This window comes from Microcoleus sp. D3_18a_C4, from assembly GCF_036702415.1.
In the GTDB taxonomy this organism is placed as follows: domain Bacteria; phylum Cyanobacteriota; class Cyanobacteriia; order Cyanobacteriales; family Microcoleaceae; genus Microcoleus.
Map to the genome: position 1 here is coordinate 1 of NZ_JAUBTI010000039.1, position 23,838 is coordinate 23,838.

The 23,838-nt window shown below is 45.8% G+C and carries 16 protein-coding genes and 1 pseudogene; 10 read left to right on the plus strand and 7 right to left on the minus strand.

Annotated features, from left to right (window positions below; translation table 11 throughout):
• Positions 1 to 389: 389 nt before the first annotated feature.
• A complete protein-coding gene (locus QUB16_RS17995) occupies positions 390 to 1,757 on the minus strand; it encodes a TldD/PmbA family protein (protein WP_333106075.1) in 1,368 nt (455 codons plus the stop codon).
• A 370-nt stretch (positions 1,758 to 2,127) separates the two neighbouring features.
• Between QUB16_RS17995 and QUB16_RS18000 the strand changes: the two genes are divergently transcribed.
• From QUB16_RS18000 to QUB16_RS18010, 3 genes are all read left to right on the plus strand, one after another.
• Positions 2,128 to 6,405, plus strand: a complete 4,278-nt coding sequence (locus QUB16_RS18000) for a PAS domain S-box protein (protein WP_333318110.1) — start codon at positions 2,128 to 2,130, stop codon at positions 6,403 to 6,405.
• Between the two features lie 260 nt (positions 6,406 to 6,665).
• Entirely contained in the window at positions 6,666 to 7,505 is an 840-nt protein-coding gene (locus QUB16_RS18005; RefSeq protein WP_333318111.1) for a DUF1361 domain-containing protein, read from the plus strand.
• Positions 7,506 to 7,855: 350 nt separating this feature from the next.
• Complete coding sequence (locus tag QUB16_RS18010) at positions 7,856 to 9,829, plus strand: ABC transporter ATP-binding protein/permease (protein WP_333318112.1); 1,974 nt, start codon at positions 7,856 to 7,858, stop codon at positions 9,827 to 9,829.
• Positions 9,830 to 10,023: 194 nt separating this feature from the next.
• On the opposite strand, the pseudogene QUB16_RS18015 reads toward QUB16_RS18010, so the two are convergent.
• A pseudogene (locus QUB16_RS18015) lies at positions 10,024 to 11,293 on the minus strand (RNA-guided endonuclease InsQ/TnpB family protein).
• 345 nt (positions 11,294 to 11,638) lie between these two features.
• Here QUB16_RS18015 and QUB16_RS18020 point away from each other — a divergent pair.
• Positions 11,639 to 13,261 carry an NB-ARC domain-containing protein gene (locus tag QUB16_RS18020; RefSeq protein ID WP_333318117.1) on the plus strand — a complete coding sequence of 541 codons (1,623 nt, stop codon included), beginning with the start codon at positions 11,639 to 11,641 and terminating at the stop codon, positions 13,259 to 13,261.
• 67 nt (positions 13,262 to 13,328) lie between these two features.
• Here QUB16_RS18020 and QUB16_RS18025 read toward each other — a convergent pair whose 3' ends face one another.
• Together QUB16_RS18025 and QUB16_RS18030 are read right to left on the minus strand one after the other, a co-directional pair.
• Positions 13,329 to 15,059 (minus strand): NAD(P)H-quinone oxidoreductase subunit 4, encoded by a 1,731-nt coding sequence (locus QUB16_RS18025; protein ID WP_333318118.1) that lies wholly within the window; start codon positions 15,057 to 15,059, stop codon positions 13,329 to 13,331.
• 520 nt (positions 15,060 to 15,579) lie between these two features.
• The gene (locus QUB16_RS18030) at positions 15,580 to 16,509 is read right to left on the minus strand and encodes an ADP-ribosylglycohydrolase family protein (protein WP_333318119.1); all 930 of its coding nucleotides are present in this window, start codon (positions 16,507 to 16,509) and stop codon (positions 15,580 to 15,582) included.
• 323 nt (positions 16,510 to 16,832) lie between these two features.
• Between QUB16_RS18030 and minC the strand changes: the two genes are divergently transcribed.
• The 3 genes from minC to minE all read left to right on the plus strand — a co-directional run bounded on the left by minC (position 16,833) and on the right by minE (position 19,253).
• Complete coding sequence (gene minC / locus QUB16_RS18035; protein WP_333318145.1) at positions 16,833 to 17,639, plus strand: septum site-determining protein MinC; 807 nt, start codon at positions 16,833 to 16,835, stop codon at positions 17,637 to 17,639.
• Between the two features lie 199 nt (positions 17,640 to 17,838).
• Positions 17,839 to 18,645: a septum site-determining protein MinD gene (gene minD / locus QUB16_RS18040; RefSeq protein WP_333103449.1), complete on the plus strand. Its 807-nt coding sequence runs from the start codon at positions 17,839 to 17,841 to the stop codon at positions 18,643 to 18,645.
• Positions 18,646 to 18,857: 212 nt separating this feature from the next.
• Positions 18,858 to 19,253, plus strand: a complete 396-nt coding sequence (gene minE / locus QUB16_RS18045; protein WP_445251133.1) for a cell division topological specificity factor MinE — start codon at positions 18,858 to 18,860, stop codon at positions 19,251 to 19,253.
• Between the two features lie 54 nt (positions 19,254 to 19,307).
• Here the strand turns inward: minE and QUB16_RS18050 are convergent, their stop codons facing one another.
• A complete protein-coding gene (locus QUB16_RS18050; protein ID WP_333318120.1) occupies positions 19,308 to 19,475 on the minus strand; it encodes a hypothetical protein in 168 nt (55 codons plus the stop codon).
• 249 nt (positions 19,476 to 19,724) lie between these two features.
• On the opposite strand from QUB16_RS18050, the gene QUB16_RS18055 reads away from it, so the two are divergent.
• The 3 genes from QUB16_RS18055 to QUB16_RS18065 all read left to right on the plus strand — a co-directional run bounded on the left by QUB16_RS18055 (position 19,725) and on the right by QUB16_RS18065 (position 21,809).
• Positions 19,725 to 20,300 carry a TerD family protein gene (locus QUB16_RS18055; RefSeq protein ID WP_333147677.1) on the plus strand — a complete coding sequence of 192 codons (576 nt, stop codon included), beginning with the start codon at positions 19,725 to 19,727 and terminating at the stop codon, positions 20,298 to 20,300.
• Positions 20,301 to 20,450: 150 nt separating this feature from the next.
• Entirely contained in the window at positions 20,451 to 21,053 is a 603-nt protein-coding gene (locus QUB16_RS18060) for a TerD family protein (RefSeq protein ID WP_333318121.1), read from the plus strand.
• 54 nt (positions 21,054 to 21,107) lie between these two features.
• Entirely contained in the window at positions 21,108 to 21,809 is a 702-nt protein-coding gene (locus QUB16_RS18065; RefSeq protein WP_333318122.1) for a matrixin family metalloprotease, read from the plus strand.
• Positions 21,810 to 21,836: 27 nt separating this feature from the next.
• Here QUB16_RS18065 and QUB16_RS18070 read toward each other — a convergent pair whose 3' ends face one another.
• Both QUB16_RS18070 and QUB16_RS18075 read right to left on the minus strand, forming a co-directional pair.
• Complete coding sequence (locus QUB16_RS18070; protein ID WP_190657273.1) at positions 21,837 to 22,292, minus strand: TerB family tellurite resistance protein; 456 nt, start codon at positions 22,290 to 22,292, stop codon at positions 21,837 to 21,839.
• A gap of 218 nt (positions 22,293 to 22,510) precedes the next feature.
• Positions 22,511 to 23,680 carry a DUF58 domain-containing protein gene (locus QUB16_RS18075; protein WP_333318123.1) on the minus strand — a complete coding sequence of 390 codons (1,170 nt, stop codon included), beginning with the start codon at positions 23,678 to 23,680 and terminating at the stop codon, positions 22,511 to 22,513.
• Between the last annotated feature and the right edge of the window lie 158 nt (positions 23,681 to 23,838).

The following is a 23,838-nucleotide window of genomic DNA, read 5'->3' on the forward strand; positions in this document are numbered from 1 at the left end:
GTATTGTACAATACGCGAGCGGGGACGCTCGCACTACAATAAAAAAAATGCTTTTTACAAAACTGAGATGCTCCCAGCCCGATCCCCCCTTAGCTTGCCCCCTACTCCCCCTTAAGAAGGGGGGGACAAGAGCTTACTCTTGCGTCCCCCTTCTTAAGGGGGATTGAGGGGGATCTCGCCCGGAATAAACAGTTTTAACTGAACCGTATTGAGCGTTAGCCCCCGGTATCGCACTCAGCGGGAGTGAAAGTAAATACCAGATTTGGAGTCGTTTGTGAGCTTGTCAGTAGCCCAAACTGGTTAAGGTGAGCGCGACATCCCACCCTCACCTTAACCAGTGTCGTAAGTCTTGAACTAATAACTAATGACTAATGACTAATGACTAATGATTACCTTCCTCCGACTACAACATTTTTAATCCGCAAATGGGGGCCGCCGACACTTACGGGCAAACCACTCTGGCCGCCTTTACCGCAACCGCCGTAGGCATAAACCGAGTCGTTTCCTATCGACTCAATATCCTTTAAAGTCTGAAATACATTGCCGCTTAAAGTGACATCGCTCACTGGTTCGGCTAATTTGCCGTCGCGAATCATAAAACCTTGAGCCGCCGCAAAGGTAAACATTTCGCCGTTGGTTTGTCCTCCCAACATCCGCACTGCATAAACTCCTTCGTCAATGTCGGCAACCATTTCGTCAAAAGAATGTTCGCCAGACTCGATCGCAGTATTAGTCATCCGCACCAAAGGCATAAAAGTAGCACTTAAAGCCCGGGCATTTCCCGTCGGACTTTCGCCCATTTTGCCCGCAGTCTCGCGATTGTGCATCCGAGCGGCTAAAACTCCATTTTTAATTAAATGCTTGCACTGAGCCGGCACGCCTTCGTCGTCATATTTCAAAGTTCCCGGCAATCCCGGCACAGTGGCGTCGTCAATTACATTTAATTGTTCGATCGCCACAGGCTTGCCCAATGTCAACAATTCCTGCATTTTCGGGTTTTCGTAAATGCCGTCTGCTTCCGACAAATGCCCGAAAGCTTCGTGAATAAAAACCCCCGACAAATAAGGGTCTAAAATCACCGGATACTGACCGCCTTTCACCGATTTGGCCTCTAGTTGGCCCACTGCTCGAACGGCCGCACTCTTAACACGATCTTCAATATTTGTCAAGACATCGTAATCCGATCGCGAGTGAATCGACTCAAACCCTTGGCGGACGACACCGCCCTCCCCGCGGGCGATCGCTCCGAAACGCCCGGTCACGTCCAAGCGCTCTTGAGCGATGCAAGTACCTTGAGAATTCACAAAATAAGTAATCCCAAATCTGTCGCTGTAACCTGCCATTGTCGTCTGAATTCGCGGGTCATAATCTAACAGCAACTGGTTGTAAGATTCCAGCAATTTCCGCTTTTCGGCTAGAGTAATAGAGCGCGGGTCACGGCCCAATTCCACCGCTACATAATCTTGAATCGGGGTGACATCTGCTAGTAGAGTTTTTTCGCTGCCAACCAAACGAGACTGCACTACAGCTTCTTCAATGCGGTCTTTTAACTCATCTAAACCGTTAAAAGTTACAAAACTCCAGCCACCTTTGTGACAGGCGCGGATGCCGCCGGCGAGACTAAAACTGCGGTTGACAGCATCTAACTGAGGGCCGCGAAAACTAATCGCAGTTGACTCGCTTTGTTCGAGGCGAACTTCTAGATAATCTACGCGATCGCGGTAAGGTGCGATCGCTTCCATCAACTGTTCTTGCATCAAATTGCCCCTATGATAGATTCGGCGTAGCGCTGAAAAAAATTATTGCTAACCTTATTTTAGCTAATAACTCCCGTCTTTCGGGTGCGCGTTCCCCCACCGCTGTGGTGCGGGAGTATGGCGCGCCCTACCCGATAAATGACCAGTCGCCAGAAGCGGATAGGGACAGAACCCTATCCGGTTCGAGGATTTGACGAGTGGAAAATACGCTATTGAAATCTACAATTCAAATGCACAACAGCTTAGAAAAAAACCAACTCGCGCCCGCTTGCCAAAAGCCCGGTATCCCCGAAATCTTGGATTTGCTTAAAAAAATAGAACTAAACTAAATCTATCTAAAGACGTAAAAAAATACCTTAACCCCCGGCAGATGGAATACTTTAAGGTTAAAAAATTCCAAATTTCACCGTATTTAGCAGCAATTTCGGCATCAATAGCGATTTTGGTCGGAGTTGGCATTTTAGATCGCTCTGAACAGCGGCGGTTTTTTCACTACAACCGCGCTAGTACCCTCGATCGCCTCAGCACAGTCCGTTCTAAGCTGGAAGCCTCTTTGAATTCCCGCCTGTTTTTGATGCGGGGTTTGGGGGCTTACCTTTCCAACAACCCAAACATCACCGAAGCCGAGTTTACAGCGACGGCGAGAATTCTGGTGGCACAGCAACCGGGCATTCGCGCCATAACTTTAGTTAAAGGCACGACGGTGGCTTACATTTATCCACGGGAGGGAAATGAAGCGGCGATCGGAGTTGACTTGACGACGCTACCCGAACAGCGGGAAATGGTCAAAGAGGTCATCCGAACCAGAAAAACTTTGCTAGCCGGGCCCGTGAAATTATTGGAGGGGGACGAGACTTTCATCAGCCGATCGCCGATTTTTCTCACACCCTCCGGCGCCGAGGCAGAAACAGGAGTTTACTGGGGCTTGACAGGCCTGATCATCGACAAAAATACCCTCATTGAGGAAGCAGGACTCAACGACTCCTCAGCGAAGCTGCAATACGCTCTGCGGGGCAAAGACGGTTCGGAAGCCTCCGGCCCTGTGTTTTTCGGTGACGGGTCAATTTTTGAGGAGAATCCCGTGGTGCTGGAAGTGACTTTGCCCAACGGTTCCTGGCAGTTGGCAGCAATTCCGGCGGGAGGATGGCCTGCGAATTCGCCGTTTCGGGGGTGGGTGATCTTTGGAGGCGACTTGCTGGCACTTTTGACTGGGGTGGCAGTTTTTAGCGGGGTGTACGGCCGTGCGAAACTGCGGGAGAGCGAAGTTAAGTACCGGCAATTAGTTGAGAATGCTAACAGCATGATTGTGCAGTTAGACAGTGAAGGTAATATTACTTTTTTTAACGAGTTTGCTGAAGATTTTTTCGGGTATTCAGAAGCAGAAATCATCGGCCAAAGTGCGATCGGCACAATTATACCGAAAACAGAGTTATTTGAAAGTGACCTCGCGACAAAGATTCGAGACTGTTTGGCACAGCCGGAAAAATACTTCCAAAACGAAAATGAAAACATCCGCAGCAATGGAGAAAGGGTGTGGATAGCGTGGACAAATAAACCTTTACTAGATGCGAAGGGAAATGTGGCAGGACTGCTTTGTATCGGGACGGATATTAGCGATCGCAAACAAGCTGAAATCGCCCTGCAAGGTTCTGAAGCGGAACTTCGAGCTTTGTTCGCTGCCATGAACGACGTAATTTTCGAGATTGATATTGAGGGACGCTTGCTGAAAATTGCCCCGACAAATCCAGAATTATTGTACAAGCCACCGGCGGAATTTTCCGGGAAAAAAATCAGCGAATTATTCGAGCCAGAAATGGCAGATATTTTTCACGATAAAATTCGCACCGCCCTTGCTACAAATCAAACCTGTACTTTTGAATATAACCTGGAACTTGCCAGCGTACAAACGTGGTTTGCCGCTACCATTTCGCCAATGAAAGAAAACACGGCTCTGTGGGTAGCCCGCAACATTACGGAGCGCAAGCAAGCTGAAAATTGGTTAACGGGTCAAAAACAAATTTTAGAAATGATTGCTAAGGGTGCTTCTCTGGGCGATACTTTAAATACTTTAGTTAAAATTATCGAGCAGCAATCTAGAGATGTCATCGGTTCGATATTGCTTCTAGCTCCAGACGGAAAACATTTGCTGCACGGAGCCGCGCCCAGTTTGCCCGACAGTTACAATGCTGCTATTCATGGCATAGCCATCGGGCCGGATGTCGGTTCCTGCGGCTCTGCTACCTTTAGCCGCCAACAGGTAATCGTTACAGATATTGCCAGCGATCCTTTGTGGGAAAATTATCGAGATTTAGCCTTGAGTTTTGGACTGAGAGCTTGCTTGTCTACTCCTATTTTCTCATCTCAGGGTCAAGTTTTGGGGACTTTTGGAATGTATTATTCCCAACCGCGCTACCCCAAAAACTTTGATCTGCAATTGATAGAAGCGTCGATTAATTTAGCAGGAATTGCGATCGAACGCAACCAGGCAGAAGAAAGTCTCAAACAGCTCAATCAAGAACTCGAAAATAGAGTGAAACAGAGAACTGCTCAATTGATGCAAACTGAAGAACGCTGGCAGTTAGCACTCAAAGGCAACAATGACGGCATTTGGGACTGGAACTTGCAAACCGGTGAACTTTTTGTTTCCGATCGCTTTAAGGAAATCACTGGTTACGAAGATAGTGACATTAGCGATTACAATAATACATGGAATACGAGTTTACATCCCGATGATTTAGTGAGTTCTCAGCAACTTCTTCAAGAACACTTGGAGAGAAAAACGCCGCATTACATCACCGAATACCGCTTGTGGTGCTACAACAGCGCTTACAAATGGATATTGAGTCGGGGACAAGCTTTGTGGGACGAATCTGGAAAAGCAGTCCGCATGGTTGGTTCAATTACTGACATTACCGAGCGCAAACAAGCAGAGGAAGCACTGCGGGAAAGCGAGGCAAGATTCCAAAAGCTGTCTGCTAATGTGCCGGGAATCATTTATCAATTTTTGTTGTGTGCCGATGGCTCTTTCAGTTTTTCTTACATAAATGGTGCTTGCCGAGAACTTTTTGAGTTAGATCCAGAAGATGTTGGGAAAAATGCGGCTTTGGTAACAGATTTAATTCATCCCGAAGACCGCCAAAATCATGACGAATCTGTTGCTATTTCTGCCCAGAGTTTGCAAGCTTGGCAGTGGGAAGGACGGATGGTGCTGCCTTCCGGCAACATTCGTTGGTTTCAGATAAATGCGCGTCCTGAAGCTAAGGACAACGGCGATATTCTTTGGGACGGCATCGCCGTTGATGTTACCGATCGCAAACAAGCTGAATTAGAATTGCAAGAAAGCCAGCAGTTTATTCAAAAAGTAGCCGAGGCTACTCCCGGTATTTTGTATCTATACGACTTGGAAGAACAGCGCAATATCTACACTAATACTTCACTGTTCGGGCTTTTGGGATATACCCTTGACGACATTACAGCGATGGATTCGTCACTCATGCCTCAGTTAATCTACCCCGAAGATTTGCCTAAAATCGTGAAACATCACGCGAGCTTTGCAGAAGTTGAAGATGGCGAAACTAGGGAAATTGAGTACCGGGTACAGGGAGCATACGGTCAATTGTTGTGGCTGCAAAGCCGGGATACTATTTTTAGTAGGAATGCGGAGGGTCAGGCTAAGGTAATAATTGGAGTTTCCCAGGATATTACGACTCGCAAGCAAGCAGAGGAAGCACTGCGGCAAAGCGAGGAACGAGAAAGAGAAAAAGCCAGAGATTTAGAGTCAGCGCTGCGGTCATTGCGCTCTACTCAAACTCAACTCATTCAAACTGAAAAAATGTCTTCTTTGGGGCAATTAGTGGCTGGCATCGCTCACGAAATTAATAATCCCGTTAATTTCATTCACGCTAACATTGATTATCTCAACCAGTATACTACACAGTTGCTCGATCTGGTGAGCCTTTACGAAGATGAGTATCCCGAACCTAATTCAAGAATTGTGGATCGCATTCAAGAGATTGATTTAGATTTCATGGCTGAGGATTTAATAAAACTTGTGGGTTCAATGCAGGTAGGAACCGAGCGCATCCGGCAAATTGTGTTGTCCCTCAGAAATTTCTCGCGACTGGACGAATCCGCCATGAAGCCGGTCGATATTCACGCGGGAATTGAGAGCACTTTGTTGATTTTGCAGCACCGCTTGAAGAGTAGGGACTCTCGCCCGGAAATTGAAGTAATTAAGGAGTTTGGAAAACTGCCACTGGTGGAGTGCTATGCTAGCCAACTGAATCAGGTGTTTATGAATATTATTGCTAATGCAATTGATGCTATTGAAGAACGATATCACCAGTTATCTGTTCCACAATCAGAGACAAAGAGTGGACGGATTACTATTTCCACTGGTGTCACTCCCCAGAAGACTGTGAGGGTAGAAATTTCGGACAACGGTACGGGCATTCCGGAGGGGATAGTCGATCGCATTTTTAACCCGTTTTTTACTACAAAAGCTGTGGGGAAAGGTACGGGGTTGGGAATGTCTATCGCGCACTCGATTGTGGTGGAAAAGCACAAGGGTAAGATTGAGTGTATTTCTTCCATAGGATGCGGAACAACTTTTAATATTGAGATTCCGATCGACCAAGTGTATAAATAGTAGGGCGTCAGTCGATTTTAGATTTTAGATTTTAGATTTTAGATTTGAGATTGACTCCGCAGTGGTAGGGTGCGTCAGTCGATTTTAGATTTGAGATTTGAGATTGACTCCGCAGTGGTAGGATTCGTCAGCAGAGCCTGATTTTCAGGGGCGCAGCCAGGGGCCATAAGCTGACTCACCCTACAATTTAAAGACTAAAATAGACGGAAGCTGCGAATGAAGCGGTGCCGCATCAAACCTTTAATTGTAGAAAAATTGACATGATGGGATTAATCCTGGAAGCCCTGCAAGCAATGGGACACAATGTCCGCTGGATGTCTTGGAATTTATTTTTGGGTTTAGTACCGCTGGGCCTGAGTTTTTGGCTGTTCCGCAAACCTCGATCGCGCTGGCTGCTGTGGGGTACGGGCTTTCTCCTGGGCGCTACTTTTTTGTCCAGTACGCGCCCTGTTTTTGCGTATGTGAGGCACATAGTGCAAGATGTGGGCAAAACTTACGTTTTGGGGGCGATCGCGATTACGCTGGCACTGATGGCTGTAGACATCTGGGTACTGCGGCAGCGCGGAGTTCGCTCTCTCCGGTGGTGGGGCGGTTTTTTCTGGTTTATCGCATTTTTACCCAATGCGCCCTACGTTTTAACTGATATCATTCACCTGATCCGCCAGATTAAAGAGGGGAACTCGGTGTGGACTGTGACTCTGGCTTTGATTCCCCAATATCTCGCGTTTATGCTGATCGGGTTTGGGGCTTACGTGCTGTCGGTGATGAATTTGGGTTACTATTTGAAGCAACAGGGTTTGAGTAGATTTATCCTGGTAACGGAGATAACTATACACGCACTTTCGGCGATCGGCATTTATTTAGGGCGATTTATCCGCTTCAACACTTGGGACATTCTTACTAACCCCGATGCGCTGGTTAACAGTGTAATGAACGATTTGATAGGCAAGCGTCCGGTTTTAGTAATGGCTGTCACTTTTGTAGTAATTGCTGTTTTGTATTGGCTAATGAAACAAGTAATTTTAGGGATTAGCCAACGATTTTATCCCAGTAAATTGCAGTCGGACTTGGCCGGCGATAGCGCAACTTCTTCCAGCTAGAGAGATTTGAGATTTGAGATTAAAGAATTGATTCAACAGATGAATATAAGAGCTTGAACTAAGCTCCCAATTTTTTGGTCTCCACCACTTAACTCGGAAAACCAGTTTCCGTCTGTGGGTGAGACAAATTTTTTCGCCAAACTTCGACATAAATTACTGCTGCTGTTTGTCACAAGAATTGATAGGTTAGGGAGCATCTCAGTTTTGCATTTACAGTGCGAGCGTCCCCGCTCGCGTATTGTACAATACGCGAGCGGGGACGCTCGCACTACAATAAAAAAAATGCTTTTTACAAAACTGAGATGCTCCCATATGTTAGAACAGTCAAAGTAGTTTTGTAAACAGCAAAGATGAATCGATTTGACCGTCAGTTGTGGCAGAGATTTATTGCGATCGCTCAACCTTACTTTTATCCTTTAGAGCCTGGGAGCGGCAGAATCTTTTTAGGATTAGTAGCGCAGTTGTTGATATTTCTGTTCGCTGCGATGTTTGTACTCGTCAGCGCTGTGTGTTTGGGTACTCAAGTCTTATTTCCCGAATTTGTCAATAGTATTGCAGCCGGCTTAGTTACTTTGTTGAAAGGAATTATTAATTCGCCCGCAATTGCGATCGTGGCTTTAATGTTAATTCTTCCTTTCAGCGCTTTTGTCTGGTTCAAAGACAGATTGACGCCGCACTGGCAGCCCTGGGCTTTATTGACTTTGCTGCTGTTTTTGTCCCTGTCAGTCAGCGGTATGAATGTAATAATTAGTTACGTCGGTAACTTTTTTAACACAGCACTAGCTAAGAAAGACCAGCTCAATTACTGGAAGTATCTGTTTGTGTATGCATGGGTTTTTATAGTCGGCACTCCCATTGTGGTAATTTACCGATATACCGAAGATAAATTGGGTATCTACTGGCGGGAGTGGATGACTAATAAGTTCCTCGATAAGTATTTTCAGAATCGGGCTTATTACGAAATAAATTTACACAAGGAAATCGACAATCCAGACCAGCGAATTTCCGAAGATGTCCGATCTTTTACCCGGACAAGTTTGTCATTTATGCTGCTCATGCTGGGTTCAATAGTTAATATTATATCTTTTACTGGTATCCTGTGGTCTATCTCAAAAGCACTTTCGATTTTTCTGATTATCTATGCTATTGTGGGCACGACAGCTACTCTAGTTTTTGGTCAAAGATTAGTACCTCTGAATTTCGAGCAACTTAAAAAAGAAGCAAATTTTCGCTACGGACTGGTTCACATTCGCGACAACGCCGAATCTATTGCTTTTTATGGAGGCGAGGAGCAAGAATCATTTCAAATAAAGCAGCGATTTGTGGAAGTATTTCGCAATTTTAATTTGCTAATTGGTTGGCAGCGGAATTTGGATTATTTCACAACTGGATACGGATATGCTGTGGTGATTATTCCGGCTTTGTTTCTGGCTCCAACTTATTTTGCCGATCAAAGTGGTACAATCGAGTTTGGAGATATCACTCAAGCTGGTTTTGCTTTTAGTCAGGTTTTGCGCGCTTTTTCTGTGATTGTAACTCAGATTGAGCCGCTGAGTTCTTTTGCCGCTAGTATCAATCGTTTGACTGTATTTACAGATACTCTGGAAGCGAAAAAAGCGGTATCTCGTCCTGGAGGAACTGCTATAGATGTAGTAGTAGATTCTCAGTTGACACTGGAGCACGTTACTTTAGAGACTCCGCAGCATCAAAAGACTTTAATTAGGGATTTGTCGGTAGCAGTGCAGCCCGGTGAAGGACTGTTAATTGTCGGACAAAGCGGTGCTGGAAAGAGTTCCTTGCTGCGGGCCATTGCGGGTTTGTGGGACGCGGGAACGGGGCGTTTAGGGCGACCGGAATTGGGGGAAATGCTGTTTTTGCCGCAGCGTCCTTATATGATTTTGGGTAGTTTGCGATCGCAACTTTTGTATCCCAATACCAGCAGCGAGGTTGATGAGGAAAAATTGCGCCGCGTTTTGGCATCAGTAAATTTAGCAGATTTGCCGGACAGATTGGACGGTTTTGATGCGAATTTAGATTGGGGCGAGATTTTGTCGCTGGGAGAACAGCAACGTTTAGCTTTTGCTAGATTGTTATTGACGGAACCGAGATACGCTATTTTGGATGAGGCGACAAGTGCTTTGGATTTGAAGAACGAGCAACATTTATACGAGCAGTTGCAAGCCACTAAAACTACGTTTGTGAGTGTCGGTCACCGATTGAGTTTAGTGAAATATCACCAGCAGGTTTTGGAACTTCTGGGCGATGGGAGTTGGCGGCTGCTTTCGGCCCAAGAATACCGCGCTACTGCGACAAATTTTGGCTGATACAGCGCTGCTTTCCAAAATGGTGAATTTACGCGCTTGTTGGTTCGCGGTGGGTTGTGGTGCGGTTGGAGATTTATGGTTTGGTGCTATAAATTAAGCGCCGCGCCTCCACTCTACAATAGGTTTTACGGGTCGGAAATAGCAACAATTAATGCAGATTAACTCCCCGTTTCTCATAGCTGGTAAAAGTATAGTCATTTATAGGCATGGGAGGCTTCAAGTCCCTCCCCATTCACTTTTACTTTGAGCGGATTGACCCGCATTGGCCCAACTACGCAGCTCCCTATCAAGAAAGCTGAACGCATTTGGGATTGCTTTTCTGAGGATGTTGTACGAAGCGTTGATATCAGAATTAATTAACTGACCAGTCGATGTTTTGTACAAACCTCGCTTGATTCGTTTACCAGTAAACACAGGCTCTTTTTCTGTTTTCCCGTAGACAGGGATTGAATCTAAACCCAAAAAATTTGCGCGAGATGTGTAAGATTCTTCCTGTACAATTACATCGATTCCTACCAACCGAGCTTTGTATTCCAACATCTCAATTAATCGAGAGTGAGGAATACTAACAAATTTTTGGTTGGTTTGCTTCCCTAAATCAATTTCTGTTTTCCACTGCGCGTTCTTGCCAATTACTAGCGTCCCAATCTGCTTGGTGAGCAAAAGGTTAATAATTAGACGGCTAGCATGATGTAAGTAATTGTCTACTTTCTGATTGCGACAGCGAGTTAAGCGCTGAATTCGGGGTGATATTTTGCGGTTCCCTTTTAACTGGGATTGTAATCGTGATTTTCGCTTGTTGTAGAACTGGTTGATCGATTTCAATGGTCGCCCGTTAATCAACAAAGGGAGAAATCCCGGTTGATTTGAAGTTAACGCCACTAAATTATCCAGTCCTAAATCCATACTAGCTACAAAATTAGCGTTGCCAAGGGTGGAGTCCGGTTCATCATAAATTACCTCAATTACATAGGAATCACATTTCGGAACCAGCCTAATTTGGCAAACCTGGTCGGGATTGACTTGGGTTTTAATTAAAAGTTCTGTACCCGAAAGTTTAATGATTCCTTTCTTCAACTGTTTGCTGCTAATTGCTTGAATCGTGTAGATGAGAAGGTTGCGCCCTTTGACCTTATCTTTGTACTTTGGTAGTTTTGGGCGACCTGTGAATTTGGAATGATCGACTTTATAAGCTTTAACAGCCGCAAAAAACGATTTCCAGTTCTTGTCTAAAACCATTAAGATTTGCTGACTTACTTTTGCAGGCAAAGCCTTGTAGGCTTCATGAGACTTCATCAAGCGGTTCGTTTCGTTGTAATTAACATAGCCCCACCCATAAATAAAACTCTGACGAATAACGTAATTGGCGGCATTGTAGAGGTTTTTGGACTTGAAAGCTAGTTCGTCAATTTGGGCGAAACGATGTTCCGTGGATTTAATGATGTGCCTCTCTGTTAACTGCATTTGAGATTTCCGTTTTTCTGGCTGTGCGTATTCCTTATTCAACACTTACAACATAATACCATTATTGTTTATAATTGCTTATAAACTCAATGAAGTTTCTCATACCATTTTAGATTAAAGGATTAAAGAATTGGGAATGACTGATTGTGTATTGGTTTGGATCACGGGCCGAGAGTAGCAATTTTTTAAACTGGTATCACAATCGATAATTGGGTATAAATATCTAAAACTGCCCAAACAACAAAAAGCAAGCTGAACGTTGGTAGATTCGATTCAATTGCTCGCCTGCGAGAACTCACACAATATAATAGAAGATAGATTTTTAGTATAGACGAGATTCCTACCTTGACTACTCCGATTCCTCAAAACTTTGTGCAAACGATCGCCAAACAGCGCGGTGTCACAGATGCCGAGTTAGAAACTGTGTTTATGGCTCTGGACGGTCAATCTACAGCGACGATCGCAACCAAGCTTGGCATTAGCGACATCGCCGTTCGCAAAAGACTCGGCGAAGTTTACAAAAAGTTTCAGATCGGGGGGAACGGCCCTGGAAAGCTTTCGGAATTGAGGCATCAGTTGCTGTTTTCATACCACATCGATCGGGGAACGAGCGATTTTAGTCGAGGTAAAGGCTCTCTATTGAAGATGGCGCTCGGACACCGACAGGAAGATTGGGGTCAAGCACCGGATGTTTCGGTTTTTTACGGACGGACTGAAGAATTAACTACTTTAAAGCAGTGGATTGTATCAGATAATTGTCGCCTGGTAGCGCTGCTGGGTTTGGCTGGTAACGGCAAAACAACTCTGTCGGTGCAGTTGGCAAAACAGGTACAGAATGAGTTTGATTTTGTGATTTGGCGCTCGCTGCGATCGACACCCGCACCATCCGACTTCCTAGGGAGCTTAATTCAACTTTTTTATAACCAACAAAAACCCGATGTGCCGCTCGACCTCAACACCCAAATTTCGCGCTTGGTCGAGTATCTGCGGAAACACCGCTGTCTGGTAATTTTAGATGATTTTGAAGCGGTTCTCAGACCTGAAGAATTAGCGGGACACTACCGCGAAGGCTGCGAAGGATATCGAGATTTAATCGTGCGGCTGTGTGAGGTCAATCACAATAGCTGTTTACTGCTAGTTAGTTCGGAAGAGCCTACGGAACTGGCTTTGCAGGCGGGAGAAAAAGTGCGGTCTTTAAAACCTGCTATTTCCGAGGAAATAGCGCGGGAAATTTTCCAAGAAAAAGGTTTGTCGCCTCAAGATCGAGAGTTGGAAATCTTGTTATCCCGGTACGGAGGCAATCTGTTAGCATTAAAGATTGTAGCGACAACAATTAACGAGTTTTTTGAGGGGAATGTTTTAAAGCTTTTGGAAGCTACGGCTTTATTTATTGAAGAACATATCAGCAATTTGCTCGCGCAGCAGTTCGATCGAATGTCGAGTTCTGAACAAGAGATTGCCTACTGGATTGCTATTGCTCAAAGCCCGATTTCCCTGGCGACTTTGCGAGAGCAGATGTTGGTCAATTCCTCGCTTTCAGATTTGCTGAAAAATCTCGATTCTCTGGGTCGTCGCTCGCTGATTGACAAAATCAGTGAGGGCGGGGAAACTGTTTTTATGCTTCAGCCTTTGATCGTGCAATATGTGGCCGACCGATTAGTCGATCAGATTCGATCGGAGGTTTTGGAGACGGTTAAGACGCAAGGAATAGAAAGAATACGGCTGTTGAAAACTCACAAATTGAGCATCAACATTGCTAAAAGGAAAGGGAATAAAGGCGAGCCAATTAGCTCTATTTTAGAATTAGTAAAAAATCGGCTGCAAGTTTTGTTTGCGAAAACAATAGGCTCTGAAGAACCGCTAAATATCTTGAATAAAGTTGCCTCCGATCTGGAGGATAAATCCCTTCTTGAGGTGGGATATGCTAGGGAGAATCTGGCGCAGATTATTTCAGAAATTCAGGGCTAACAAAAAAGCGATCGCCCTTTGACAAAAGCGATCGCCCAATTTTCAACAAAAACAGAATTCGGTAAAATTATTTGACAATGCCAAAAACCGATGCAGATTCAGACCCTGTAATTTTGTCCAAAGCAGGTGATTTTTGAGCTTGGGCAATTTTGGGAACCAAAAGTTGATTCGCATAAATCCGAGGATTTTGTTGAGCAATTTGGATGTAAGATTGGCGGACTTCTGCGTTGACTGCGACAGTCTTGGCATCGTAGACTTGCATGGCCATGTTGGGATAAAAACCAATGCCGACAATCGGTATCAAAAAGCAAAATGCGATCGCCACTTCCCGAGGTTTAGCATCAATAAACGGTGCATCACCAGGCAAAACGCAACTATTACCAAAACAAACCGCTTCATCCAGATTGTTTCTCTGATTCTGCAAATTGAGATCCTCAAGGTCGCAAGCCGCTAGTGTCCCACAGTTGTAAAATAACTGTCGCAGCATCGAGAGCAAATAAATCGGCGTCAAAATCAGTCCTACTGCCGCCAGGAACACTGTCACCGCGCGGAAAGAACCGCTGTACATATCGCTAGTTGCGACGCCCACAAACACTGACAGTTCGCTAGCAAAACCGCTCATTCCGGGGAGGGCCAAGGATGCCATCGCGCCTGCGGTAAACAAGGCAAACACTTTCGGCATGACTTTTCCAATCTCGCCCATCTCGTCCATGATCATGGTATGGGTGCGATCGTAAGTAACGCCAGCCAGGAAAAACAATACTGAGGCGATTAAACCGTGGGAAATCATTTGCAACAGCGCCCCGTTGATTCCCAAATCCGTGAAGGAAGCAATACCCAACAACACGAATCCCATGTGAGAAATCGACGAATTCGCTAAGCGGCGCTTCATGTTCGATTGGCCGAAGGAATTCAGCGCGCCGTAGATAATATTGACTACGCCGAGCACCGCCATAATCGGTGCAAAGTAAACGTGTGCTTGGGGAAGAAGTTCCAAATTCAGGCGAATCAGTCCGTATCCGCCCATTTTCAGCAATACGCCGGCCAGAATCATCGATACGGGAGAAGATGCTTCACCGTGGGCATCAGGTAGCCAAGTGTGGAAGGGGAAAATCGCCAGTTTCACACCGAAGGCAATCAGCAATCCCGCATAAAGCAGTAATTCTAAACTCAGTGGGTAGTCCTTCAAGCCGAGTTCTACCATGTCGAAGGTGGGGGTGCCTCCGCCGTAGAATGCCATTGCTAAGGCTGCTATCAAAATAAAGATGGAAGCGCCTGCGGTGTAAATCAAGAATTTGGTAGCTGCGTAGCGGCGGTTTTGTCCGCCCCAAATCGAGATTAGGAGGTACACCGGAATTAGTTCTAGTTCCCAGACAATGAACAGCAGCATGATGTCTTGGGCGACGAACACTCCTATTTGTGCGGAGTACATCACCAGCATCAGGAAGTAGAAGAGTCGCGGCTTGCGATCGACTTCCCAGGCTGCAAAGATTGATAGCGTCGTCACCAATCCCGCCAACAGTACCAACGGCACAGACAGCCCGTCAACGGAAACAGACCAGTTGAGGCCTAAAGAAGGTATCCAGGGATATTGTTCGACGATTTGGAAAGTAGAGATGCTTGGATCGTAATGAGTCCAAAACACCCAGCACATTAATACAAAATCTGCAATGCCTACGCCTAGGGCATACCAGCGCACGGTTTTGCCGTCTGTATCGGGCAGAAAAGGGATGGCGAGGGAAGCTACGAGGGGTAGGATGACAATTGCGGTCAGCCAAGGAAATTGATCCGCTATCATATTGAGAATAAATACTTAGTTGGAAGTTACCAAAATTATAATACGAAAGTTAATTAAAACTTAAGATTTATTCATAAATATTTTTTATATCTAGGGCGTGTCATTAATTAGGTTGGTTGACAAAACAGAATTAACGTGTATTGAGTAGCGCTCAGAGGGTTAAGCCAGCCCAATGACGGATGCTGCCAGTAGCGCCGTGTCATCGGGTTTTCCTGAAGCTTGAGCGATCGCTCCGAACCATACGCACATTCGTCAGCTTTTGTCAACTCTTTTAATTGATGACACACCCTAGATAAACGCGAAGACACATATCACGAATTGCTACACACGTCAATTGATTTTAGATTTTAGATTTTCGATTTTCGATTCAGGACTTACGAACAACAAAATATAGCGTTTTGTTGGCGCAATCTGCCTGTGGTTGCGCCTATTCTGGTAGATGGTGGGGTAAATTTATCTATATTAACTAAAATTGCTAGTTCTTGTAAAAACCAAGAAGGTTGAAAACTGATATAAGTATTCACAGCGATCTAGATAAAGTCAAAAGCCGATCGCCAAAAGATGCAATTAAAGTGCGATCGACCAATTGCGAGATCCATTTTTCCCGTATACCAGATTCTCCGTAAAAAGCCCCCGCCAATTGTCCGTAAACCGCACCTGTTGTATCCGCGTCGTCGCCCAAATTTACAGCCAACAAACAGCCTTCGGCAAAAGAAGAACTGTTGTAAAACGCCCAAAGTGCCGCCTCCAAAGACTTCACAACATAACCCGTACCTTTAATTTCAGGAGGTTGTCGCAATTTAAAAGAACCCGCCGCAATCTCATCAATCTCTGCTACCAGCGGATTTGCGGCCCAATATCCCGAAATAGGACAATATCTTTCCGACAGCAACACATCTTTAGCAACCCCCTTCACAGCCCCCGCAATTAAAGCACCAAAATAGCGGCAAGCATCCACACAAGTAGCAGCACCGTGAGTAGTTCGAGAACTTTGTGCCGATTTTTCTATTAATTCTAAAGGATTATTCGCATAAAACAAAGGCACGGGAGCCAAGCGCATAATCGAACCATTGCCAGCAGTCTGAGCATCGGTAAAACCGCAGTAAGGTTTTCTTGTATCTTCAAACTTCCAAAGTGCTTGTTGAACCGTATTGCCAATATCAAAACATCCACCAGTGCTGCTCAAATGTCCCTCTCGCCACCACCGCAAATAAGTTTCTAACTGATGGACTGGATCGAAACCTTGCTTCTCAATCAAACTTTCAGCCAAACAAAGCGCCATCGAAGTATCGTCCGTCCACTCGCCCGGTTGCAGTCGAAACGGGCCGCCGCCAACCATATCGTTAATAGGCGCAAACGTTCCTGGGCGACAGAACTCTAAAGTTGTTCCCAAAGCATCGCCAACTGCTAAACCGAGAAGACTGCCGCGATAACGTTCTATTTGCTGCATATAGTAATGGGGAATGGGGAATTGGGAATGGGGAATTGGGAATGGGGAATTGGTAACGAGTAATTCAGGATTTATGCACCGATAGAAGAAACCGGGTTTTTTACCGAATCTGCCGGTTGCAACGAAGTATTTTTGTAAAAAAACCCGGTTTCTAGACCCCCATGCGTAAGTCCTATAATTGTCTAAAGTGCGCGCGGAGTGCCCGGCTAATGACTAATGACTAATGACTAATGACTAATGACTAATGACTAATGACTAATGACTAATGACCACTCAGGCTAATATTGATGTTAACCTGTCCATACCCGAACTCAGACTTGTCCATGACACCCGATGCCACCGCCGGAGCCACTTCCGCCCCTGCCACTCAATCCACACCCGAAGTCAGCTTGGAGCTGCAAGTCCGACTCAAGACAGAAGATGGACAGCTACTGTTGCTACTCCCCCCCGAAACCAACAGCGAACCCGCAACAGCCTCCGCCTCGACTTGGACTGAACTTTGGCAGCAGCTAAAAGTCAGGCTGAACGCAGGAGAACGCTTTTGGCAGCCAAACGCAGAAGTACAATTGATGGGGAACGATCGACTTTTAGATATCCGCCAACTACAAGAAATCGCCGATGCCCTCTCCGAAGTGGAACTGCAACTCAAACGAGTCCACACCAGTCGCCGCCAAACCGCCGTTGCTGCTGCTACAGCAGGCTATTGTGTAGAACAGCAGCCTCCGGTTTCTTCCCTGAATCAAGCCACTGCCGAAAAACCGCAATCGCTGGCGGAACCTTTATATTTGCAGATGACAGTGCGATCGGGCGTAGAAATTCGTCATCCAGGCACCGTCGTACTTTTAGGAGACGTAAATCCCGGCGGATCGGTCATCGCCGGAGGGGATATCCTAGTTTGGGGCCGTTTGCGCGGAGTCGTGCACGCTGGTGCCAGTGGCAATACCAAAAGCGTGATTATGACCTTGCAGATGGAACCGATGGTGATTAGGATTGCTAAGTATGTTGCCAGAGGCCCAGAAACCTCACCCGCTCAGTTTTTCCCGGAAGTCGCCTATGTGACGCCCCAAGGGATTCGGATCGGTAGAGCCTCTGATTTTGACAAATCGCAGTTAGTCGGGGGTAATGGTTAGTTGACAGTTGACAGTTGACAGTTGACAGTTGACAGTTGACAGTTGACAGTTGGCAGTTGACAGTTGACGGTTGTTAGTTGGCATTTGTTAGTTGTTACCAATTAGCAATTAGCAATTAGCAATTAGCAATTACCAATTACCAATTAGCAATTAGCAATTACCAATTACCAATTAGCAATAACTAATCTAAAAATCGCTTATGGCTCGCATTATTGTTGTTACATCAGGGAAAGGCGGGGTAGGAAAAACCACCTCCACAGCCAATCTCGGCATGGCTTTAGCTAAGCGGGGGCGCAACGTTGCCGTAATTGATGCCGATTTCGGTCTCAGAAATTTAGACTTGCTGCTGGGCTTAGAAAATCGGATTGTTTACACGGCATTAGAAGTTCTCGCTGGAGAGTGCCGATTAGAGCAAGCTTTGGTGAAAGATAAGCGGCAGCCGCGCTTGGTGCTGTTGCCGGCTGCCCAAACTCGGATGAAAGATGCCATCAGCGCCGAGCAGATGAAGCAGCTTGTGGGGATGTTGGGACCAAAATACGACTATATTTTGATCGACTCTCCTGCTGGAATTGAACAAGGCTTTCAAAATGCGATCGCCCCGGCTCAAGAAGGCATCATTGTCACCACTCCCGAAATCGCTGCTGTCCGCGATGCCGATCGAGTCATCGGCCTGCTGGAAGCCAACAACGTCAAGAAAATCAACCTAATCGTCAACCGGATCAGACCCGCAATGGTGCTGGCAAATGATATGATGTCGGTGCAAGACGTGCGGGAAATCCTCGCCATTTCGCTGTTAGGCGTCGTTCCCGACGACGAGCGCGTCATCGTTTCCACCAACCGAGGGGAACCATTAGTATTGTCGGAAACGGCCTCTTTAGCTGGAACAGCCTTCGACAATATTGCCCGCCGCTTAGAAGGCGAAAAAGTTGAATTTCTCGATCTAAATCCCCGTCCCGAAAACTTCTTTACTCGCCTCCGCAAGTTCTTAAATACTAAAATTATGTGATGTGGTTATTGGCGATGTTTAACACCAGCGACCGCATCACAAAAACTAGCCGAAATTTTCCCCCAGTGACACCCGTTCTCAAAAAGAATGAAATTGTAGACTACCTCCAAACCGCACGGGAACCACTGATTCCCCAATCGAAAATCGTAAATCGCAAATCGAAAATGGTATGACCTTTTCTATGCCTAACCCTTGACAAACTCGCCATACCCATGCTATACACACTTCTCGAACGACTTTTCCCGCGCACTCCTGACAACAGCCGCGACGAGGTAAAACGGCGCCTCAAACTGGTTCTAGCCCACGATCGCTCAGAACTCAGCCCAGAAATGGTTGAGTCGATGCGCCGAGAAATTCTAGAGGTGGTATCTCGCTACGTGGAAATCGATACCACCGGGTCTGAGTTCTCGCTGGAGAGCGACCAGCGGGCCACAGCACTAATTGCAAATCTCCCGATCCGGCGAGTCAGGCTCGAACATCCACCGAGGAATTTGCCCGATAATTTGCCCGATAATTTGCCCGATAATTTGCCCCCGAATCGGCCAGAGAATCGACCCGAATATGTACCGGAGTATGTAGTCGAAATTCTCCCCGACACTACGGAGTGATAAGGATTGAGCTTTTATTGTCAGGCAAAGAGTTCGATTCGAGCCGATCGGCATTTAAATTAAACTATAGCAACCGCTTTCGTCGGTTAGAAAATAGACTACAATTAGTCGCCAGTTTTGCAGAGCGATCGCGCCGGCACCTTGGCTCAAACCGTTGTTAGGAATCAATCGCAACACCCTCGACTTGTGGGGTCGATCGGCAAAGTTCCGAGAGTTTGTCAAAATACACAAGCACAATAACCCAAGCTGAGATTACACAACTGTGGGAGGCAGGGCATGATTGCTTTGTACTCAGACCCAAAAAATAATTAAGAGTTGTAATCCCTATTGACATCTGCAGAGTTAGCTAATATTCTTATTATTTAAGATTTAAAATTCTCCAACTATTTCCAGCAAAAACTTAATAAAGTTTTCCAGTCCGCGCCTCCCTCCATAACCACTTCTAATTCTAATAAAGAGGAAGATTGAATCATGGCAGTATCTCTGAACAAAGGACAACGGGTATCGCTTGAGAAAATTTCACCCGGTCTCTCAGAAGTATTCATAGGACTGGGATGGGACGTTAAAGCTACAGACACGGGCTCTGACTTTGACCTAGACTCATCATTGTTCCTTTTAGGTGCTAACGAGAAATTAATTTCTGACAACCACTTCATTTTTTACAACAATCTCACAAGTCCAGATCCCGACAAATCAGTGCAGCACCTGGGAGATAATCTCACGGGGGCCGGCGAGGGGGATGATGAAGTTATCAAAATCAACCTCAAAAAAGTGCCTAATGATGTCCAAAAAATTCTTGTAACTGTAACCATCCATGAAGCACAGCAACGCCGTCAAAATTTTGGTCAGGTGCAAAATGCCTTCGTGCGGATCGTTAATGCCCAAACACAACAGGAAGCTGTTCGCTATGACTTGGTAGAAGATTATTCCATAGAGACAGCGCTGATCATGGCTGAACTCTACCGGAAAGACGGCGAGTGGCGTCTCAATGCAGTGGGATCAGGTTATCAAGGTGGTTTGCAAGCATTACTCGATCGCTATAGCTAATATCATTTCCGTTTAATTTGGAATTATATCCGATCGACTTCCGTAGGGGCGGGTTCACCGACAATATTTGGCTAAAACCAACAATCTCATAAACCCGCCCCGTCCATACAATTCCGATACAACCGGATTTGATATAAAAAGGTAAAACACATGGGAATTAACCTACAAAAAGGACAGCGCATCTCGCTTTCCAAAGAAGCACCAGGGCTAACAAAACTGATCTGCGGATTAGGGTGGGATGTGGCGAAACGCTCCGGTGGAGGTTTGTTTGGGGCTTTTAGCAGTGCTCCCGATTATGACCTGGATGCCTCAGTGATTTGTTTAGATGGAAATGACAAAGTGAATGATATGACCAATATCGTTTATTTTGGCAATCTCTCCCACCGTTCAGGAGCTATTACGCATCTAGGTGATAATTTGACTGGAGCGGGAGAGGGAGATGACGAGCAAATTCTCGTCGATTTATCTCGAATTCCCTCGCAAATTGTCAAACTGGTTTTTACAGTTAACATTTACGATTGCATTGCACGCAAGCAAGACTTTGGACAAGTTCAAAATGCGTTTGTGCGTTTGGTTAATACGTCCAATAATCAAGAGCTCGCAAAATATAACCTATCAGGTTCTGAATACAAAGGCATGACGGGGATGCTGATGGCAGAAATCTACAAGCATAATAATGAGTGGAAAATGGCAGCCATCGGTAACGGTGTTAAGGTTAATGGGTTACAGGAACTTGTGAAAACCTATGCTTAACAATTCCTTCGGTACATAGATGCTTTCTACTTGCTGGAATCAGACACTGAATCAATGTCTCTGTACGATCGCCTAGACTTAACCAAACACAATCGCAAGCTAAAACTCCCCCTCTCTCAACGGCTAAACCTCACTAGAACCCCCAAACTCCGCTGTCACGGCTGTCGTTCCCGTACCCAGCCTCAGTGGGAGTTTTGCCCTTCCTGTGGAAGAGTTCTAATTGATAAGGATAGCGATTTTCGCCGTTGTATTTGGGTAGATTTATCAGGAATGGATGTCGCACCCGAAAATAAAGAAGCGATATTTTCCCTACTGATGGACGCTTTCTCCAAACTCTACGGCGCATTTAGAAGCGTCAAGGTATTTTTGACCTCCGATACCCCCGATCGCCAAGAGTGGGGGGAAGATTTTACTCATGTTTATATATTCGTGGATAGCCAGCCGGTTGACTATCTCGGCGTGGCTAGCTTCAAATCGGGAATGGTTACAGATCGGGCGATTATTCGGATTGACCAAGTATTCTATGCTTCTTGCAATGCCAGCCTTAGTCTCAATCAACTATCTAACTTAATTGCAAATACCATTGCCCATGAAATAGGACATACACTAGGACTCGATCATTCTGCACTTCCGACCGATGTCATGCACAATGGACTCGTTCATACTGTTCATAGCTTAATGCCTCCCTCATTTCACGCAGAGCAAATAAACTCAATGAACAATGCTATTCGCAGATATAAAGCCTTGAATAATTGATTGGCTAGAACCATAAAATAGCTGAATTTAGAGATCGAATTCCCCTGGATTAATGCCTACAGCATGGCAAGCTTCTTTGACAACCTTCTTTTCATCTTTGTCAAAATTACCGTCCGCACCACCGATAATAATGCCAATTTGGATGACTGCACGACCTTGGTCTAGTTTTTTATTAAGTTTCCCTATCGCTTGGATAGCCTCAATTTTACCAAAATCGAAGTCTTGTGAGAGCTTCTCACAATAAAAATCAAATTTTTGCTTTAACTCCGACGCCGGAAAAATTTGGAGTGTTTTATTGGAAATTATTAGAGCAGCCGTTTTTTGTCTTTCCTCGGTATTGATAGTGCCATCAGCAGCAGCAATCAATGCACATATTGCCATTGATGCATCAGCAAAATCATTATTTTTAAACTTGGAAATATTGGTTTGCAGAGAATCATTGATTTGTGATACGTTCTGCTTTAATTTCTCCCAGAAAGTCATTTTTTCTCCTGTTTGGTGAATGAGATATGATGTTTATGACCGGAGTCACAGTAATCTAAGCTGCTCTTAACTTGCCAAGCAATTGCCAGACCCTGTAAGACCCTTAAGTTGATGAATTACACTCCTGTAGTGTATCATGGTTCTTGAGGTTTTAGATTAATCAAGTCAATATTCATAACTAATCGCTCTTTCACAGGTTTTTTCGTGGTCTATCTTACTTAATAATTAATCGCTCTTTCCAGAGTATCTTGTAACTGAAGTTCTAACGGTCGGTCAGAGCGAATTTTCAAACCCGGTAAATCGTGTTTGACTAACGTTTTGTCGCCGGTTTCAGCAGTTGCCAACGGCCAGAGCACCCAGCGGCTGCCAGGGGAAAGAGTGCTTAAAGTTGCAGAGTTTTGAGTCAGCCAAATTATCGGCAGTTTCGACCGATTATCGATCGCATCTTCCCCAGCATTAACCGCCGCTAAAGTTTCCAAAACTACCCGGTTCCCCGATACGAGTCCAGTCCCGGCAGTCCAAAGTTTGACGTTTAACAGGCGCTTGCTAGCATAGAAGTAAAGAGACGCAGCTACTGTCACGGCTCGTTCAAATTCTTCTGGCTGCCACGCCGCAGCGCTGTCGAGAGCAATAATAATTTCTTGACCGCCGGCTGCAACTTCTAACTCTCTCACCCGCAGTTCTCCGTAGCGGGCGCTGGTGCGCCAGTGAATCAGGCGGGTGGGGTCTCCGTGGCGGTAAGGTCTCAGGTTGCGGGTGAGGCCTTCGGTAGCAGTTTGCGATCGACTGCGATTGTAAAATTGCGGGCTGTCTTCTTGACCGATGCGATCGATCAAAGGACAAGTGCTCAACGGCAAAACTTGTGGATACACAACCGCCACGGCTTTGACTGGGCGGCTGCGTCGGCACCAAAACAACCCTAAAGGTGCCGCCGTCCTCAAGTGTATCTCTTGCCAGCGATAGACGCCGCGCTGCCGGACTTCCAGATAGTATGTATGCCTGTATATACTGTTAGGCTCTATGACTTCGATCGGGCGGACAACCGGTTCTCCCAATACAAACGGCAAGATGTCTATCACTTGCAACAGAGTCTTAGGTTGGCGGGCGCGATTTTCGATTTCTAGTTCGACGGTGATTTGATCGCCCGCACTCACCGGTTCGATCGGGCGGCGACGGACTTCCAGCGAACGGAGCGATTTTCCAGGCAAAACCGCCGCTACTCCCAACAGCGCCAAACCCCCACCGCTGAGCACGTACAGCCACCCCGACATTGTATTAGTCGCCGACCCAAAAAAGAAAACCGTCATCCCCGACAGCAGCCAACCCGCGTAGGCAGGGGTAACAGCACGATTTTCGAGCCAGTCGGCGATTTTGTGACCGATGTTCATAGGAGTTTAAATTGTTAATTACTCGATCGCCCCATCAAGCCTAATTGTAAAATATTCTCAGCATTTAACACCGAATTAGCTGCGAGCGATAAAATTAGAAATCGGGCATTTTTTCGCAATAAATCTACATTGACCCCTCCCAAAAAACGGATACAAGC